This is a genomic window from Chryseobacterium sp. Leaf201 (assembly GCF_001421435.1).
GTDB lineage: Bacteria > Bacteroidota > Bacteroidia > Flavobacteriales > Weeksellaceae > Chryseobacterium.
In genome coordinates this window covers 1-17736 of sequence record NZ_LMKA01000114.1, presented here as the reverse complement: position 1 = coordinate 17736, position 17736 = coordinate 1, and the positions used below count along the sequence as shown (strand labels likewise).

The 17736-nt window shown below is 39.9% G+C and carries 16 protein-coding genes and 1 tRNA gene; 12 read left to right on the top strand and 5 right to left on the bottom strand.

Going from position 1 to position 17736, the window contains the following annotated elements:
- From ASE55_RS20375 to ASE55_RS17175, 7 genes are all read left to right on the top strand, one after another.
- Nucleotides 1–469: hypothetical protein (locus ASE55_RS20375; RefSeq protein WP_157844666.1), on the top strand; the 469-nt coding region annotated here is incomplete at its 5' end.
- A gap of 269 nt (nt 470–738) precedes the next feature.
- Complete coding sequence (locus ASE55_RS17200) at nt 739–1890, top strand: ATP-binding cassette domain-containing protein (protein ID WP_056222547.1); 1152 nt, start codon at nt 739–741, stop codon at nt 1888–1890.
- 18 nt (nt 1891–1908) lie between these two features.
- Nucleotides 1909–3783, top strand: a complete 1875-nt coding sequence (locus ASE55_RS17195; protein WP_056222544.1) for a hypothetical protein — start codon at nt 1909–1911, stop codon at nt 3781–3783.
- A 166-nt stretch (nt 3784–3949) separates the two neighbouring features.
- Nucleotides 3950–4555 carry a DUF2911 domain-containing protein gene (locus ASE55_RS17190; protein ID WP_056222541.1) on the top strand — a complete coding sequence of 202 codons (606 nt, stop codon included), beginning with the start codon at nt 3950–3952 and terminating at the stop codon, nt 4553–4555.
- 2 nt (nt 4556–4557) lie between these two features.
- A complete protein-coding gene (locus ASE55_RS17185) occupies nt 4558–5094 on the top strand; it encodes a GNAT family N-acetyltransferase (protein ID WP_056222537.1) in 537 nt (178 codons plus the stop codon).
- Nucleotides 5081–5452, top strand: a complete 372-nt coding sequence (locus ASE55_RS17180; RefSeq protein WP_056222535.1) for a cupin domain-containing protein — start codon at nt 5081–5083, stop codon at nt 5450–5452. The genes ASE55_RS17185 and ASE55_RS17180 overlap by 14 nt, the downstream gene beginning before the upstream one ends.
- 273 nt (nt 5453–5725) lie before the next feature.
- Nucleotides 5726–6103, top strand: a complete 378-nt coding sequence (locus tag ASE55_RS17175; RefSeq protein ID WP_056222532.1) for a PEGA domain-containing protein — start codon at nt 5726–5728, stop codon at nt 6101–6103.
- An 87-nt stretch (nt 6104–6190) separates the two neighbouring features.
- Here ASE55_RS17175 and ASE55_RS17170 read toward each other — a convergent pair whose 3' ends face one another.
- Together ASE55_RS17170 and ASE55_RS17165 are read right to left on the bottom strand one after the other, a co-directional pair.
- The gene (locus ASE55_RS17170) at nt 6191–6934 is read right to left on the bottom strand and encodes a dienelactone hydrolase family protein (protein WP_056222549.1); all 744 of its coding nucleotides are present in this window, start codon (nt 6932–6934) and stop codon (nt 6191–6193) included.
- A 274-nt stretch (nt 6935–7208) separates the two neighbouring features.
- A complete protein-coding gene (locus tag ASE55_RS17165; RefSeq protein ID WP_056222530.1) occupies nt 7209–7637 on the bottom strand; it encodes a type I restriction enzyme HsdR N-terminal domain-containing protein in 429 nt (142 codons plus the stop codon).
- A gap of 7 nt (nt 7638–7644) precedes the next feature.
- Between ASE55_RS17165 and holA the strand changes: the two genes are divergently transcribed.
- From holA to ASE55_RS17150, 3 genes are all read left to right on the top strand, one after another.
- Nucleotides 7645–8682, top strand: a complete 1038-nt coding sequence (gene holA / locus ASE55_RS17160) for a DNA polymerase III subunit delta (RefSeq protein ID WP_056222528.1) — start codon at nt 7645–7647, stop codon at nt 8680–8682.
- A gap of 212 nt (nt 8683–8894) precedes the next feature.
- Entirely contained in the window at nt 8895–9839 is a 945-nt protein-coding gene (trxB, locus tag ASE55_RS17155) for a thioredoxin-disulfide reductase (RefSeq protein WP_056222526.1), read from the top strand.
- A gap of 223 nt (nt 9840–10062) precedes the next feature.
- Nucleotides 10063–10150: transfer RNA gene (locus tag ASE55_RS17150), tRNA-Ser, on the top strand.
- 202 nt (nt 10151–10352) lie between these two features.
- Here the strand turns inward: ASE55_RS17150 and ASE55_RS17145 are convergent.
- Nucleotides 10353–11495 carry a helix-turn-helix domain-containing protein gene (locus ASE55_RS17145; protein WP_082474645.1) on the bottom strand — a complete coding sequence of 381 codons (1143 nt, stop codon included), beginning with the start codon at nt 11493–11495 and terminating at the stop codon, nt 10353–10355.
- Nucleotides 11496–11751: 256 nt separating this feature from the next.
- Here ASE55_RS17145 and ASE55_RS17140 point away from each other — a divergent pair, with 256 nt between their 5' ends.
- Nucleotides 11752–14655 (top strand): TonB-dependent receptor, encoded by a 2904-nt coding sequence (locus ASE55_RS17140; RefSeq protein WP_056222521.1) that lies wholly within the window; start codon nt 11752–11754, stop codon nt 14653–14655.
- Nucleotides 14656–14676: 21 nt separating this feature from the next.
- A complete protein-coding gene (locus ASE55_RS17135) occupies nt 14677–15504 on the top strand; it encodes a tyrosine-protein phosphatase (protein WP_082474643.1) in 828 nt (275 codons plus the stop codon).
- 311 nt (nt 15505–15815) lie between these two features.
- On the opposite strand, the gene ASE55_RS17130 is transcribed toward ASE55_RS17135, so the two are convergent.
- Complete coding sequence (locus tag ASE55_RS17130; RefSeq protein ID WP_128414610.1) at nt 15816–16730, bottom strand: hypothetical protein; 915 nt, start codon at nt 16728–16730, stop codon at nt 15816–15818.
- Nucleotides 16731–16741: 11 nt separating this feature from the next.
- Nucleotides 16742–17671: a hypothetical protein gene (locus tag ASE55_RS17125; RefSeq protein WP_128414609.1), complete on the bottom strand. Its 930-nt coding sequence runs from the start codon at nt 17669–17671 to the stop codon at nt 16742–16744.
- Nucleotides 17672–17736: the final 65 nt, after the last annotated feature.

Genomic DNA, 17736 nt, shown 5'->3' with positions numbered 1-17736 from the left:
AATTTTTCTATATGGAATTACAGTTTCCTGTAATCAGACAAAAACAGAAATAACAGAATATAATACCATTTCAAAGACAAAAGTTAATGCCGATTCTATAAATAAGCCGATCAGATATACAAAGAATGAAGTTTTTGATAAATCGACATTTAAACCTATCAGGAAAGTTGAAACTCTGATCTTAAATTATAATGCAATTTCATGCACTTGTGCACAATGGAGTGATTCAAAATCTGATAAAAAACAAAATCCTGATAAAAAGAATTATTATTGGCTGGAACCGGCTAATGAAAAATTATTAGCTGCAGATAATTTATTTAAGGGAGATAATTTACCGATACAAATAAAAGTAACAGGACAGACTATAGGCGAGAAAGGGTTTCCTAAAGGAAAAAGATTGTCAAAAGTATCCCAAAACGAAGCTGGAAAAGTATTTCGGTATACTGAAATTGAGATATTAAAAAACTAAAGAATTATAATTTGATAAGGCTCAAAAATAACTGCGATTAAAATTGTCTTTGCTTTCGTCGATGATGTATAAAAAGGGATAGAAAAGTTTCAGTTTCAATATCCTGATCAGATGTTCTAATCTATAAAAGTTTCGGTGATAACCATCATCTTCGAGAACTCATTTAAACATCATCCCGAAAAATGCACCTTTATATTTTGATCAAATCAGAATCCGGAACCGCTCAAAATGCATACCTTTAAAAGCGAATTAATAATTTTGAAAATCAGATGACCAAACATCAGCAGCGGGTAGCCGAAGTCTATCATTTTTTCGATAATAAAGACACGGTCTTAGGATTCAGGAAATTGCTGGATTCTGCCATGGATACCCAGGATATGGAAATTTACCGGCAGGCCGTTGAGCTCACCGACTGGAAAGAACAGTTTCCCACTTCTACCGAAGAACTTATCGAAAAATCAAAAAACCTTCTTCAGAAAATCGGGAAAATTCCGGTTAAGGAATATGCTCTGGGACAGCCGGTGCTCCGGGCCGGGAATATCATAAAATCTTACGGCAAAAACCGTTTTTCTCTGGGCCCTGTTTCCATGGAGATCTGTAAAGGACAGGTGTACGGACTGGTAGGTGAGAACGGCAACGGCAAAACAACCCTGCTCAGGATCCTGGCCAAAGAGATTTCCTACAGCACAGGCGAACTGCATTATTCTTTTAACGAAGACCCTCAGGACGAATATGATCTCAGGACAAAACTGGTCTATATCCCGCAGAGAACGGCAAAATGGTACGGGAGTTTAAAGGATAACTTAAAATTTGTCCTCTCGAATTACGGCATAAATCCGGAGGAAAATGAGACCCGGACACTGATGATGATTGCCCGCCTCGGACTTTGGAATTACAGGCACCTGAAATGGAACGAACTTTCTTCCGGGTATAAAATGCGTTTTGAATTAGCAAGAACGCTTCTCAGGAAACCTGAAATCCTTCTTCTGGATGAACCGCTCGCAAATCTTGACGTTGTAGCCCAGCAGGTGATTCTGGAAGACCTTAAATCCATAGCCAATTCTGTTAACCATCCCATTGCGCTGATTTTAAGCTCGCAGCAGCTGTATGAAGTGGAAAAAGTTTCAGATAAAGTCATCTTCCTGAAAAACGGACAGTACAAAGACAACTCCGAACTGAAGGGTGATACGGAAAATCAGCTGATTATAGAAATTGATAGCGTCGGTTCCAGGGAAGAACTGTTGGAGGCTTTCAAAGATTTCAACCTGGAGAAACTGAATTTCAACGGTGGGGTATATGTTGCCTACTTCTCTCCTGAAACATCGTTTTCTGACGTGATGACCGCCCTCGGGAAAGCTGGAACGGACATTGTGTATCTCCGTAATATATCCTCTTCCACAAGACGGTTCTTTGTTAATTAATTTGTTTAATCCAAGAAAATGCAGAAAAAAATAAAAGACTACAACCGGTATTTACTGGAAAAACACCCCACGGTCTGGAATACGAAAATCGTATGGATGCTTCTGGCAGGCCTTATAATTCACATGATCTTCTTTTTCATCGGCTATATTTCCCATGCGGACCCTAAGTCGCTTCATAAATTTGATGTAAGGGATGATTACTTTGCAGACGGGATGATTTTTATTCATCTGATCATTTCGATCCTCATGATCGTAGGATGGCTGATCCTGATGTTTAAAAACAATGCCTTCAAAAATTTTTATCCTGTTACAAAATGGAAAATGTTTTCACAGTTCCTGCAGTACTTTGTGATCATATTTACCTGTACATCGTTCTTCTTTTCTTATATGACAGGCTTCAGGCTGTTTGTAAAGAATACGTATCCTGATGATCAGATGTCTGAAAGTATAGCGGTCATCAATAAAACCTATCCTTTCTTTTCACAGGATATTGAACACTATACCCTGGACAATAAGATTTTTCCCCAATACCCCGGGCTTTTCTGTGAAACCGGTATTGAAAAGATAGACCGGAATAAAAAATACTTTGTTTATTATGACCGGGTTTACCAGTACTATACTTTATACTCAAAAACAGTATATGAAAAGGACAACAGCGGCGGCTATCCATTCCCGGGAACAGAACCGGAAGCCAGGTTTGCCTATTCTGAAAAGCATGCTGACTCAGAGACGTACTATTTTAAAAAAGAGGTTGTGGATCTTTCACCGTACATCAAAACAACAGGTCTTACATTCTACAATTTTTCCAATATATTTTACCGGAATAATCTTGAAGAAAAAACGTTTTTACAGCGGGAATATTACAATGACCAGTTCACTGATTATGATAAAAATTCTTACAGAAAGGAAAGGGCTGAGATCAGCAGGTTAACGGCGCAGCTGCTGGATAAAAGAAGCCCTGCGGAAATTGAAAAGCTGATGAAAAGTTTCCTGAAGATTTCCAGAGACTTCGGGATCAGCAATAACCTGGAGGCCGGAAACTGGGCAAAAATGGTATATCATCCTGAAGATTTCGAAGTCCGGTATTTTATTAAGAAATACAAAACCAATCCGGGCGAGCAGTATGATCCCAACAGAAGCAGTCAATATGGTGAATACGGATATGTTGATACGACGGTACCTACAGATTCTGCAGCAAACGTTGTTGATGGTGAAATTGTTAATGATTCCGTTCAGATCAAAGATTTCAATCCTGAGATCAGCAGCCAGCTTTCGCCGCAGGATTATTTCATGAAAAACATTACCGGTTACTATTACCATACGGATGACCTTAGGAATTTCCTGGACAATGTAGATGTTATAAAATCCACAGACTTCTTTTCAGAAAACATCCATATTTATTTATGGATCGCCTTCTTTCTTGCGACGGTTATTTTCAGTTTCAGGGTTACAGATTTAAAATCACTGCTGTTCAGTATGATCAGTGCAGGTATTTTATCACTGTTGGTTGTGCTTATTACCGTTTTATATTCCGTTTCGGGAGGAAGAGGTAGCGAAGAGTTTTTTATTTCTTATCTGGTATTCTGGATCGGGCTGTTTATTTTAGCAGTTCCTGTGCTGATGATGGGGAAATTCAGAAAGCTCGTTTCATCCATATTCATTACGGTTTCCATGAACGGTTTCGTGCTGTTTGTATTGCTGTTATTCTTTATCGTAAGCCTTCACCAGGAAAGAGCCTGTAATCATCTGATAAGTCCTCTGCGCTACAATAACTGCAAAACGGTTATCGAAACACTGGGGTTCTCATTAAGTTATCTTATTTTGATGATCGGGTTTGTGTTTATGTACTTCTATACGGCAGTTCTTAAAAAATGGAAAGCAATGCCTGAATAGTGGATACAACTATATAAAATTTCAAAACACCGTACCTCCTTAATGATGGTACGGTGTTTTAATAAGGTGATTTATCTTCAGTACCTGAAGTTTTTTTAACAAATTTTATCATCCTTAAAACAGATTTCTGGTCCTGTTTTCGTATTTTTAGATAAAATTTTTAAAAGTGAAAAAATTACTATTTGCAGTTTGTATATCAGCTTCAGCGTTCGGTTTTGCCCAGGATTATTCGGTACCGGCGGCAAGTCCGCGCCAAAAGGTAGAGCAGCAGTTTTCCATGTCTAAAATTACCATCGACTATGGAAGGCCCGGCGTAAAAGGGCGTAAAATCTTCGGTGAGCTTGTGCCTTACGGACAGGTTTGGAGAGCGGGGGCCAACTCGTCTACTAAAATTACCTTTGGGCAACCGGTAAATTTCGGGGGCAAGATTGTTCCGGCAGGAACGTATGGCCTGTTTGTTGTTCCTACAGAAAAAGAATGGAAAGTTATTTTAAACAAAGACTTCCAGCAGTGGGGCGCGTATACCTATGATGCGAAGCAGGATGTGGTAGACGTTACCGTTCCGGTAAAAAAACTTGCCGACAAGCAGGAATGGTTTGAGATCACTTTAAACCCAACGGATGAAAACTCCGGAAATCTGGCAATCAAATGGGATATGGCCCAGGCAGAAGTGGCAATAAAGCCTGCAAAGCCTGAAGCGGTGAACAAGATTGCAGATAAACTGAAAGAAATTAAAAAAATAGAAGCCGACGCAGCCAAAACAAAAAGTTAAGCATGAATTTTTCAGTCCAGGCCATCCTGCAGGATCAGGAATATGAGTTAATCCCCTTACAGCAAGGGGATTTTGCGGCTTTGTATGAAGTGGCTTCCGACCCTGAAGTCTGGAAACAGCATCCGAATAAGGACCGTTACCAGAAAGAAGTGTTCCGGAATTTTTTCACGGGCGCCATGGAAAGCAAGGGCGCTTTCAAAATCATAGAAAAAGCGTCAGGCAATATACTGGGCAGCACCCGTTTTTATGATTATGACGAAGAAGACAATTCTATTTTCATAGGCTATACTTTTTACGGGACAGAGTCATGGGGAAAAGGCATAAATCTGAAAATCAAGAAACTGATGCTTGATTATATATTCCGGTTTGTAAACCGGGTACATTTTCATGTAGGAAAAGACAATATCCGGTCACAGAAAGCCATGGAAAGGCTCGGAGCCCATGCCATTGCGGAACAGGAAGTGGCTTATTTCGGTGAACCTTCAAGAACCAACATCGTATACGAAATAAAAAAAGAGAACTGGTATGAAAAAATTTAAAATCCAACAGTCACCGCTCGTTATTCCCACAACAGACGGAAAGCTTATTGAAGAGCACTGGGGAAATTCGACACAGAATTCAGAAATCTCTATCGCGCACATGATAGCACCGGCGGACTGGAGCGAGCCGCATCAGACACCTGAATTTGATGAATATACCCTCATCATTTCCGGTAAAAAACAGTTTGAAATCGACGGTGAAACCGTAGTCCTAGAAAAAGGTCAGAGTATCCTGATCGAAAAAGGAGCAAGGGTAAGGTACAGCAATCCTTTTCCAGAAGAATGTGAATATGTTTCCATCTGCCTGCCTGCCTTTTCTATGGAACTGGTGAACAGGGAACAGGAAGGAGTGGATTGATTTTCAACCGATATTATGAAATCAACAGAGCCGGCTTAAAGATATTTGGTACGGCTGATTATTCAGATTAAATAACCTCACATTGCTGAGGTTATTTTTTTGATCATCAATAGGATAAAAACCTACCTTCGGATATTAAATTTAAAGCTTTACAAAATTTTAAAATACAGGCTTGAAATCCCCCTACAGAAAACACGGTTTTAATTTTTTTTTGCAGTATTATAGAATTATTTGTAAGTTCGCCGCTGTAAAAACTAACAACAGATTTTATACATGAAAAACAAATTATTCGCAGCCCTTTTACTGGGCATTACACTTTCTGCAACGTCATGTGCAACCATCCTTACAGGAACCAAAGACAAAATAACATTCAATACAACTCCCGAAGGAGCAAAAGTGATGCATAAAGGTGTTGAAAAATGTACCACGCCCTGTACTGCCGAAATTCCGAGGTCATTAAGCAAGCAGATGGTCACCTTTGAAAAAGAAGGGTTTAACAGCAAAGAAATGAAGCTTACCAAAAGCTTCAATCCCGTATCCCTGGTCAATATCCTTTTGGGAGGCGTAATCGGTGTCGGAATTGATGCTGCCACAGGTTCCCTGACCAAATATTCCCCGAAAGCATACAAAGTGGAGCTGGAAGCTAAGTAATTCAAATGTACCAATATAAAAATATAGCAGTGTAACCATTTTAAAAATCAAACTGTTGTTACACTGTTATATTAATACGTTGCTATACTATTTAAGAATTTCCTTCAGGAACATCAGCGTATGGTTCCAGGCTCTTTTTGCCATCACAGGATTGTAGTCCGCCGATTTCGGATCTGTAAAGGTATGCTTGGAATGCGCATACGTAATGATCTGCCAGTCTGCATTTCCCTCATTCATTTCTTTAATCAGGTTATTGTAATCTTCCGGGGTTACGCTTTTGTCATCCGCCGGGTTTTCTACCAGGATTTTAGTGGAAATCGGTCCGTTTTTACGACTCTGGTCTTTCCCCAGACTTCCGTGGATGGACACCACACCCGCAACAGGAAGGCTTCCCCGCGCAGTTTCCAGTGCCCCTGCACCGCCGAAGCAGTATCCGATCACCGCAATTTTACCGGGAACCGCCCCGCTTTTTTTAAGCTGGTCCAGCGCCAGGGAAATCCTTTTCTGGTACGCTTCATAATTTTTTTTGTAAGAACCGGATGCCTTAGCTGCCGCATCATTGTCTGCCGGAATATTCCCTTCGCCGTAAATATCGGCAATAAAAGCAATGTATCCCTGTTTTTCAAGTTCTGCCGCAGCGGTTTTTGCTTCATCGTCAATACCCTTCCATGCAGGAAGGATCAGGACTCCCGGAAGTTTTTTTCCGGCATTGGACGTCACCAGGCCATTTAGTTTTTGTGAACCGTCCTGGTAGGAAACCGGTTTAAGATTCTGGCTGAACAGGGTAGCTGAAGTTAGAAGAAGTGCAGGCAATAAAACTGAACGTATCATATTTTGTAATTTAATTTTTATTCGGAGCTGTTTCCCGCTTTCCGCTGCAATCTTTTTTTTCAAAAAAGGATTTTCACTTCAATCGGGGCTAGGGTATTGGTCATCAGTATAAATTTACAGTTCTGAGAAACGGAGTATGAAATAAGCTTTTACTATATTTAAACCTTTAATTCAAGTAAGAACATTTTGTTGCTTCGCTCTTCACAATGACAAAAACCAGATCTAAATTAATAAAAATAACTTACAATTGCCGTTAACAGGATTTTATAAAATGCTATGGCTTGTAAAACTGATACTGCCCGTTTTCGTAATATGCATAAATGTGCTGTAACCCATTGGTTAAAATGATTTCTTTCGCCCCGATTATCGAGTTGTACCGGGCCGTCTGTTCAAATGTTTTCTCCGTTAATTTAATACCTGGTGCTTTGCATTCAATCAAAATTACCGGCTGTGTTTTTTCGGTAACCAAAAGGTCAATTCTTTTCGTAAGGCCGTTCAGGACAATCTTCTTCTCCGTGATCAGGGCCGAAACAGCATAGGATTTTACGGTAAGGTAATGATGGATCCAGTGCTGGCGCACCCATTCTTCAGGCGTAAGCAAAAGGTAGGTTTTACGGACCGGATCATAAATAAAAAACTTATCTTTGTCCCGCTTGAATTTAAAATCAAAACTGTCCTGAAAATTCAGTGTTGGAAGTTCCATTATTAAGATGAAAGAATTAGAAACAATCCTCAAAAATATTAAAAATAAAGAAGTTTTACCGATTTATTTTTTTCACGGAGAAGAGCCCTATTTTATCGATCTTGCCGTAAAAGCCCTGGAACACGATTTTTTAAGTGAAGACGAAAAAGCCTTCAACCAAACCGTGGTGTACGGAAAAGATATCGGCTACCCGGAAATCCTTTCCCTGGCCAGGCAGTTCCCGATGATGGGCGACAGGCAGGTAATCATTGTAAAAGAAGCCCAGGATTTAAAACTCAATGAAAGCGAAAGCAAGGCCCTGGAAGCCTATATTGAAAACCCGGTGCCTTCAACCGTTCTCGTTTTTGCCCACAAACATAAAAAATTAGACAGCCGGAAGAAGGTAACCAAATCCCTGGAGAAAGCCGGTGCCTTGTTTTTAAGCGAATCTGTCAGGGAAAACAACCTCCCGAAATGGATCGCAGATGAATGCATCAAGCTGGGCATAAAAACCGCCCCGAACATGTCCCATTTACTGGCGGAATACCTCGGGAATGACCTTTCCCGGATTGCCAATGAGCTGAATAAGCTTAAAATGATCCTTAAGCAGGGAGAAGTTTTAGACGGGACGCTTATCGAAAACCATATCGGGATCAGTAAAGAATACAATGTTTTTGAACTGCAGAAAGCCTTAGGGACAAAAAATGCCAGTGCAGCATTTAAAATTGCACATTACATGGGCAAAAATCCTAAAAACAATCCTTTTGTAATGCTGCTGTCGAGTTTATACAATTACTTTTCCAACGTTATTATCTACAATACCATGGCAGGCCAGCCGCCGCAGACCATAGCTTCTCAAATGGGCGTAAATCCTTATTTTATAAAAGATTATGCAGAATCGGCAAGGCTGTACCCGCTAAAGCATGCGACAAGGGTGATCTCGATTTTAAGGGAATTTGATATGAAAGGAAAGGGATTGGGAGCAGTCAATATGAATGAGGCAGAACTGATTAAAGAACTGGTTTACAAAATTATCCATGTGGATAAAATCAAAATGAAAGTCTGAGAATGAGGATTTACTCACCTGAGTTTAATATTCAACTTAATTTTAACTCATAACTCATAACTCATCACTCATCACTCATTACTAATAACTCTGATAACTTCATCGAAAACCGACATCTTAGATATTGACAACTATCATTAAAATTACTTTAATTAAACGTTAAAAATTACGAACTTAGCGGACATAAATTTAAAATCTTTCAAAAGCAGATTATGGAGCAAAATATTTTTGATTGTGTGATCGTGGGATCCGGGCCTTCCGGTTTTACAGCGGCCATTTATGCAGCAAGAGCAGACCTGAAACCACAATTGTATACAGGATTGGAACCGGGCGGACAATTGACTACCACTACCGAGGTAGACAACTTTCCGGGGTATCCGTCGGGTATCACAGGTCCTGAAATGATGATGGATCTGCAGAAGCAGGCGGAAAGATTTGATACCAAAGTGCATTATGAAATGATCACTAAAGTTGAGTTTTCCAGAGAAAGGGGAGGGATCCACAAACTATACGCGGGAAATAAAGAAATTCTGGCCAGAACCGTAATTATCTCTACCGGGGCAACCGCAAAATATTTAGGCCTTGATGATGAGAAAAAATATGCAGGAGGCGGTGTGTCAGCATGTGCAACCTGTGACGGTTTTTTCTACAAAGGAAAAGATGTAGTCGTAGTGGGTGCCGGAGATACAGCGGCTGAAGAAGCTACTTACCTTGCCAAATTATGCAGAAAGGTAACCATGCTGGTTAGAAAAGATGTGTTCAGGGCTTCCAAAGCGATGATCCACAGGGTGCACCATACCCCGAATATTGAGGTGAAATTCCACCATGAGCTGATCGGGATTGAAGGTGAAAACAATTTGGTAGAAAGAGCGGTAGTGATCAACAACCAGACAAACGAAACATCCACCATTGATGTAGACGGGATTTTCATTGCCATCGGGCACAAGCCGAATACCGATGTGTTCGTAGGACAGGTAACCCTGGATGAAAACGGATATATTGCCACTGAAAAAGGCACTGCCAAAACCAACCTTCCGGGTGTTTTTGCGGCAGGCGATGTTCAGGATCATATTTACAGACAGGCGATTACGGCAGCTGGAAGCGGCTGTATGGCAGCAATGGATGCAGAAAAATACCTGGCGGAACTTGAAGATTAACCTTACAGGCCATAAAAAACAGAAAAGCGCATTCTCCGGGATGCGTTTTTTGTTTGTGCACTCCTGATGATGCCCTATCAGGCCCGGTATGAATTAATCCTTCTGATTTTTAACTGATTATTATATTTCCGGATAATTTGTGTTAAAAATATTTTGGCAGTCGTGAAAAACATTTTATATTTGCACCACTGAAAACGACGGTACCAAACCATCGAAGTTTAAAGGAGAAATGGCAGAGTGGTCGATTGCGATAGTCTTGAAAACTATTGACTGTAACAGGTCCGGGGGTTCGAATCCCTCTTTCTCCGCCAGTCGGGAGACCAAAATAAGCTAAAACACTGCAAACATTTGTTTGCAGTGTTTTTTTGTTTCTGATCAGAACTGTTGAGATTTTAAGAATGCTCCGTTATCTGCAGTTTCTCAAACTTATCAACAGATCGGTAAATTACAAACCGGTTTCAGGTATTTAAAAAAGATGATTATTTAGGAATTCCTTTATCTTATTTCCGGTCATCAGGCCATCTCTATATTTCGGTTTTTAATTGAATTTTTGTAATATTCTGAAGGTGTTTTTCCGGTAAGGTCTTTAAAATACCGGTTAAAGGATGATTTTGACCTGAAACCCGCATCATAAGCAAAAGACAAAAAGTTGATATTCTCATTTTTTTCTATAGCCTTTTCAATACTGCTTTTGAAATATTCAATTCTATATTCATTGATGTACTGGTAAAATGATTTGTTTTTATAACCATTCAGCATTTCACTGATCTGGTATTTGTTGATCCTGGTTTTAAGAGCCAGCAGATCCAGTGTCAGTTCACAATCCCTGAAAATTTTCTGCATTCGTACAGATTCATCCAGTTCCTGCCACAGATCTCTGAATTTTACTTCATAATCAATTGTATGAACTGCCTCCTCTTCACCCGGCTCCGTTCTTTCTATTTCAATTTGTGTTACTAAAACATCGGCAGGCACATTTCCATTCTGTAATCTAAAGCTTTTTCTGATAATTAGAAGACAAATGACCAATAAGGTGAAATAGGTCAGGCTTCTGAAAATAATATTAAACGAAATAATATCGTGCGGAAAACCAAACTGTACGATTTTAGAAACAGGAATAAAAGATTCTATAAAAAGGATACAACAGCAAATCTTCATAATAACACCGTACTCAATAGGAGGAAGCACTATCTTTTTATTTTTACCGGCAATTAAAATACTCTTTACAGGATAGTAAAGATTAATAATAAATATCACGCTCAGGCTTAAATCATTGTATAGATCCAACAGTTTCTTATCAACCCTGTTTAAGATCAGGAAAACACCGGAAACGGTAAAATAGGCAATCATTAAAAAGAAAAACGGAAGGAAAACATACCATTTTTTAGAGACAAGAAAGTCTTTTTCTGTTTTTTTCAGGGTGTATAAATAAATAATAGGGCCATAACAGACCGAGATAAACGTATTCATCTGCTGCCTGATACTATGATCCGGTATATAACTGAAAATAATAAACTTAATTATTAAATGCACGGCAATGGCAGAAAGCAGAAAAATAAACAGGTAATTGGGAGATGCTTTTTTTTCTCTGACCAGCAAAAGCCAAAGGGCAACAAATGCCTGAAACGCACCTATGATAATAATATACAGCATCATTTATTTTGTACAAATCAATAAAAATTAGAGCACTTTACCACTTTTGGACTGTTATTTATTTATTAAAAATTTCCCTGCGAATTAATGTTGAGTTAATGAATAAATAACAAACAGTTAAAGAATTATAAAGTATTGTTAATCAATTAATTAATAGTATCTTTCCAACGAGTGGCACTTTGGGTCTACTGGTTTTTTCTGTAGGACGAAAAGAAAAGAAAATCTTCACATTTTTGCCTTGAAATAAATCTAAGGTATTATGAACAGTTCAAATTTTACTAATTTCTCCAAACAGAAAAGAAGGGTTATCCAGATATCTGCTTTTTTCTTTCTGGCTTCTTTTGGAACCGTGCAGGCACAGACAATCAGAGGAACTGTTGTCGGAAAATCAAACGGGTCTCTCCCGGGAGCTAACATTTCTATTGTAGACGCAGATGTAAAATCGGTTTCCTCAATCGATGGGGATTTTAATATACTTTCGCCGAAACTTGGTGAGGTAAATCTTAAAGTAGAATATATCGGGTACGAAACTAAACTTTTCCCCATTACCATAAAGGAAGGCACCAACGATATCGGGTATATTACCATTGAGCCGGAGAATAAAGCAGAAAATGATAAAATCAGTAACATCCAGGAAGTTACCATAAAGAGATCAAATGCTTTGACTCAGGCCAAAGCGTATGAAATCAAAAAGAACAACAACGCCATTATGGAAGTCATTGCTGCAGATGCCATCGGAAAGTTACCGGACAGAAATGCTGCCGAAGCCGTACAGAGAGTACAGGGCGTTGCCGTAGCAAGATACCATGGTGAAGCAGACCAGGCCACCGTACGGGGAACTCCTTTTGCCTGGACTTCGGCTTTATTAAATGGAAACAGGCTTCCCAGTGCAAATGTTTTAGGAAACAGATCATTCGTATTGGATGTTGTTCCTTCAGAATTAATTCAATATGTACAGGTTGCCAAAGCCATCACCCCTGATATGGATGCAGATGCCATTGGCGGAAGCATCAATTTTATTACAAGAACCGCTCCTGCAAAAAAAACATTAAGCGTAAGCGGTGCCGGAGGTTATAATACATTCTCCCGGAATGCCACTTATAATGGTTCGGTTGTTTATGGAGACCGTTTTTTCAAGAATAAGCTGGGGGTGCTGCTGTCCGGTGCAATCTGGGACAGGCAATGGGGTGCAGATTCATTTGATGCCACTTACAATACGGGTCTGGCGAACGCTGCCCAGAGAAAATCCATTAATACCGTCATGATGAAAAGATACATGGGGACAAGACGGACTATTGGACTGAACGGCGGACTGGAATATAAACTCAATGCTGATAATAAAATCTATTTCCGTGGGATGTTCAATAAGTTTGATGACATCCGGCCCGTTTATGAATCGTATGTAGATTATACAAACAGCAGATATCAGTATAACTTCAGGTATTCTCATTATCAGACAGAATTGTATGGACTGGAGCTGGGCGGGGAACACAGCATTACTTCCAAGCTCCATGCAGACTGGGCAGTAAGCGATTACACGGCAAAATATTTCCTTGATACCCCTCCCACAAACAGCATAAAAGGTCTTCCCATTGCTACATTCCGTCAAAAAATACTGGGTGGGTTCAATAATCTTTCCAGTGACGGCAAAAGATACTGGGGATTCGACTCGCCGAATGGAGTTGGCGGAGAATATGAAGATTACAGTTCTGATGTAAAAGATCCGAATGAGGTAATGAACCCCAATAAATTGCTGTTGTCTCAATTGGTCATCGCAAAACTGGATAATAATGAAAGAGACCGAATCGCAAGAGTAAACCTGAAATATGATGTCACTTCAGGTATTTCACTTAAAATCGGGGCTAAATACCGTCATAAAGAACGGGAGAGTACCTACGGATACAATGCTGTCTATGCCCCAACCACTGCTAATCTATTGAATCTGTCCCAGCTTTCCACAACAGATCCTCCAAAAGGAACGGATTTTTTAGGTGCAATGAACGGTAATTTTAATCCATACGTCATGAATCCGCCTACAAAGGATCAGCTGTTCCAGCTGTTTTCACCGGAGTTTTTGCAGCAGAATGCTTTTAAAGATTTTTCTAATGCTGCATCCAATGCTACCAGTGTTTACACGGGCGAAGAATCTGTTTTTGCAGCATACGCAATGGCAGAAATAAAGGCTACTGAAAAGTTCAGGATCGTAGGAGGTTTCAGAAATGAATCTACAAGGTTGACATTGAACGGCACAAAATCCACAGTATCAGGAACCGCTCCGAACACCACTAGTGTACTGAGCCCGTCTGTAGTGGAAAGCAATTATAACGCATTTTTACCGATGTTACATCTGCGTTACAACTTTACACCCCAGGCGAATGTAAGATTTGCCTACACTAAATCTTTTATCCGTCCTAACTTTGGTGATATGTCGCCAGGATCAAGTATTGACAATACGGCCAGCCCGAACAGGATCACACGCGGAAATCCGGATCTGAGGCCTACGTTCAGTCAGAATTTTGATTTGATGGGAGAATATTACTTCAGCAATATCGGGATTGTTTCCGGAGGTGCATTTTATAAGAAGATCTCAGATATTGTATTTTCTGATACCTCCATGCTGAATATTGGCGGAACGGATTATATGGTCACCCAGTCTAAAAACCTTCAGGACTCCCGGTTATATGGATTTGAAGCGGGAATCAACAAACGGTTTGACTTTTTACCGGATTTCTGGAACGGTTTCGGGGTAGAGTTTAATTATACCTTCATCAATTCCAAAGTAGATGTCCCGAGAATGGTGGCCGGGATGCAGCAATTTGATGAAACATCGCTTCCCAACCAGGCAAAAAACTTATTCAATGCTATTCTATATTATGAAAACAGCAGATTAATGGTTCGTTTGGCAGGTAACTTCAGAGGGAAATCCGTAGAATCTATCAACCAGAATTTAGGCCCGGACTATTACATCTGGTCAGACAAAAACTTTACGGTTGATTTCTCCGCCAGCTATGACATCAGCAAAAAAGTGAAGTTATTTATTGAGCTGAATAATTTAAGCAACGAAAGCCTGAGGCAGTATATGGGAGATAACAAGAAAAGAATCACTTCTCAGGAATGGTATGGAAGCAGAGGGCAGATGGGCGTTCGCTGGCAGATATTTTAACTAAAATTTAATAATTTACATATGAAAAAAACAATATCAATAGCTGCATTATTAATGTTGATAACACCAATGATGAATGCACAGATCAGTGACAGCCTCCGCCGTATTGTAAAAATGGAAGGTGCATATAATTTCCGGGATGCCGGAGGTTACAAAACAGCAGACGGTAAGGAAGTCGTGCTGGGAAAAGTATACAGAAGCGATGCAATCAACAGATTATCAGATAAAGACCTGGTTACGTTTAAAAACCATAAAATTAAAACAGTTGTAGATTTCAGAGGGACTGAAGAAGCGAAAAAAGCAATGGACAGACTGCCTGAAAACACAAACTACCTATTGTGTCCCGCCGGAAGCGAAAATCTTCCGAATGTACAGGATATGGCAAAACTGTTAAAAAATAAAAACTTCCTGGCCGGGATGTATGGAGAAGAAGGGCTGCCTTATTTCGGAGAAAGATACCGGGCATTATTTGTCCAGCTCCTTACGCTGAAACCCGATGAAGCACTGTTGTACCATTGTACAGGCGGACGGGACAGAACGGGGATGGCCTCGGCATTATTTCTTAAGATATTGGGGGTGCCGCAGGATGTTATTGAAAGTGATTATGTAGCCTCTAATTTTTACCTGGCAAAAAACCCGACACTGCATCAGATGTATTCCGGACTTTCAAAAATGTCCGGTTTAAGCGATAACCAGATAAAGGCTGAAATGGAACTCAGGCCGGAACTCATCCGGTCATTTTTTGCGGCGATCACAAAAAAATACGGAAGCATCGAAAACTTCTTCCAGGTAGAAATGGGAATAGGGCCGAGAGAAATAGCCGTCCTGAAGCAGAAATACACAAAATAGCATCCATTTTAAAGATCAGATATGTTCTTGCAAAAAATATTTTGATATTTACAGGTGGGAGATTCAAGTAAGAGCAGGAATATTCCTGCCTTTATTTGATTAGCTTATAAATTATTCAAATAAAAAAAAAATAAACCGCTTAAAAGAGCGGTTTATTAATTGTAACATTAAACAAATTTAAAAAGTAAAGTCTACAAATTATATAAAAACATAATTTCTTTATAAGTTAAGTAAATTTACTGTCTGAAAATTCGGCTATTTCTAAATAGCCGAATTTCAGTTCTTGTCATATTAACAGGCGTACCTGCTATCTAAGGACAAGTTATTAAGTTCGTAGCCAGTGTTCCTGAATTATTTACGGTAATTCTGTAACAGTTCGTGCCTGAAGCATTGATCACGATTCCTCTTGACGAATCCTGAATATAAATATCTCCATCCTGAACTTGCACTTTGCTTACAGGAGAGCTGATGCCAATCCCAACATTTCCGCTTGACGTAATCTTTACCCTTTCCAGGCTTGTATCCTCTATTGATGACGGATGCCCACCGGTGTATAAGGAAAAACCGCTGTTTGATGAGCCTGTATCAAGATAACTGATTCCGGCCGTACTGATTCCGGCTTCTGCCTGGATTACGGTTTGGGAAAATGCCAGATTCCCCTTTAAAGTGCTGTTTCCGGTATTTGTGAGCGTAATATCATTTGGATATCTTACACCAGATCCGAATCCTGTGGAGTGTAAAGCCACCATGACCGGATAAACGCTATCAATATTTGCCCCTGTAATATTCAATCTGGAATTGGAAATATTTCTTCCCTCCATTCTGATCTGCCCGTTAGCTTGTATTGTAAATGATTTGATGTTATTTGTTCTTACTGTAAATACCCGGGCATCAGCGGTTCCTATTATATTTGTAACATTATTAGCCGTCTGAGGATTACCTTTAACATTCCAGAATTCCTGGGAATAGAAAAGTTCCTGTCCCCATTTAGTACCGTTGAACGCCTGGAACTGGTTGGCTGATATATTATACAACAGCAAGCTTTCTATCTGATTAGAGAAACTGTTGATGTCTGCCTGTAACAGCCTGGGTAATAAAACACCTTTCTCTGTATGCTTAATCTCCAGGGCAGAAGAACTGTCCGGCGTTTCGTTGTTTATCCCTACCTGTGCAAATAGCAGTGGGCTGCCAAACAACATAGCTGCAATTATTGGTTTTAGAATCATATGCTGTTTTTTTATGGACAAGTTATAGATTGTGTTTCCAGTACCCCCGCTGCTGAAACGGAAGTCCGCCAACAGTTCCCGTCTGGTGATTTCATGATAATTCCTCTACCTGCAGTGCTTAAATATACATCACCGTTCGCAACGCTTAGTTTTGAAGCAGGGTAAGAAGTCTGGCTGGTCTGGTAACCGACATAAACATTTCCGTTATTACCTATGAAAAATACATCCTTTGTATAATCATCCTGATTTGTTGGATTTCCAGAATAAAAAACCATACCCGGAAGATCCCAGTTTGCACCTGCGACATCAACATAACTGATTCCGGCGATAGATGTGCCGGCACTGCCGGTGGCTGAAGTTGCTGCAAATGAATAGTTTCCTTTTACCCTCCCTGAAGTGGAAGCGTTGGCAACGATCATATTGATCGGGTAGCTTGAATTTGTGTCATTTTCAACAGTGGCCAGAATAGCAGGATAAGGGCTGCCTGCCTGCGGCCTTGTTACCAGTAACCGGGGTGCAGTAATATCCCTCCCGGACATCGTTACCTCTCCTGTTGAAGCAATGGTCATACTTGTTTGGTTGCTGGTTCTGAAATGCAAAGACTGGTTATCTGTAGTTCCTAAGAAATCATTGGCGACATCTGTACCGGAATTCCCTCTTAATGACCATTTAACGGAGCTGAACACATCCTGGGTCCATCTGGTACCATCGTATCCATAAAATCCTTTCAGGGTGGTATCATAAACTAAAAGTCCTGTAGCCGGTGATGCAATCAGATCACGCTGTGAGGTTGTCATTCTGGGAACCAAAACACCTTTATTGGCCGAGACAATGTCTAAAGCAGAGGATGGGTGTGGAGATTGTGTGTTTATTCCCACTTGTCCGTAAGCAATGCATCCATATAAAATTGCAAAGCTTTTAATTAGTCTGTTTTTAATCATAAGTAAGTTTATTAAGCAACGAAAATATGATTATATATTTAATTTTATGTGAAATATTAATCAAT

Coding starts and splice junctions, on each gene's coding strand:
- ASE55_RS17175 (WP_056222532.1), top strand. CDS start 5,726: ATGAAAAACAAATTATTCGCAGCCCTTTTACTGGGCATTACACTTTCT.
- ASE55_RS17135 (WP_082474643.1), top strand. CDS start 14,677: ATGAAAAAAACAATATCAATAGCTGCATTATTAATGTTGATAACACCA.
- ASE55_RS17165 (WP_056222530.1), bottom strand. CDS start 7,637: ATGGAACTTCCAACACTGAATTTTCAGGACAGTTTTGATTTTAAATTC.
- ASE55_RS17195 (WP_056222544.1), top strand. CDS start 1,909: ATGCAGAAAAAAATAAAAGACTACAACCGGTATTTACTGGAAAAACAC.
- ASE55_RS17130 (WP_128414610.1), bottom strand. CDS start 16,730: ATGATTCTAAAACCAATAATTGCAGCTATGTTGTTTGGCAGCCCACTG.
- ASE55_RS17125 (WP_128414609.1), bottom strand. CDS start 17,671: ATGATTAAAAACAGACTAATTAAAAGCTTTGCAATTTTATATGGATGC.
- ASE55_RS17170 (WP_056222549.1), bottom strand. CDS start 6,934: ATGATACGTTCAGTTTTATTGCCTGCACTTCTTCTAACTTCAGCTACC.
- ASE55_RS17200 (WP_056222547.1), top strand. CDS start 739: ATGACCAAACATCAGCAGCGGGTAGCCGAAGTCTATCATTTTTTCGAT.
- ASE55_RS17180 (WP_056222535.1), top strand. CDS start 5,081: ATGAAAAAATTTAAAATCCAACAGTCACCGCTCGTTATTCCCACAACA.
- ASE55_RS17140 (WP_056222521.1), top strand. CDS start 11,752: ATGAACAGTTCAAATTTTACTAATTTCTCCAAACAGAAAAGAAGGGTT.
- ASE55_RS17185 (WP_056222537.1), top strand. CDS start 4,558: ATGAATTTTTCAGTCCAGGCCATCCTGCAGGATCAGGAATATGAGTTA.
- ASE55_RS17145 (WP_082474645.1), bottom strand. CDS start 11,495: ATGATGCTGTATATTATTATCATAGGTGCGTTTCAGGCATTTGTTGCC.
- trxB (WP_056222526.1), top strand. CDS start 8,895: ATGGAGCAAAATATTTTTGATTGTGTGATCGTGGGATCCGGGCCTTCC.
- holA (WP_056222528.1), top strand. CDS start 7,645: ATGAAAGAATTAGAAACAATCCTCAAAAATATTAAAAATAAAGAAGTT.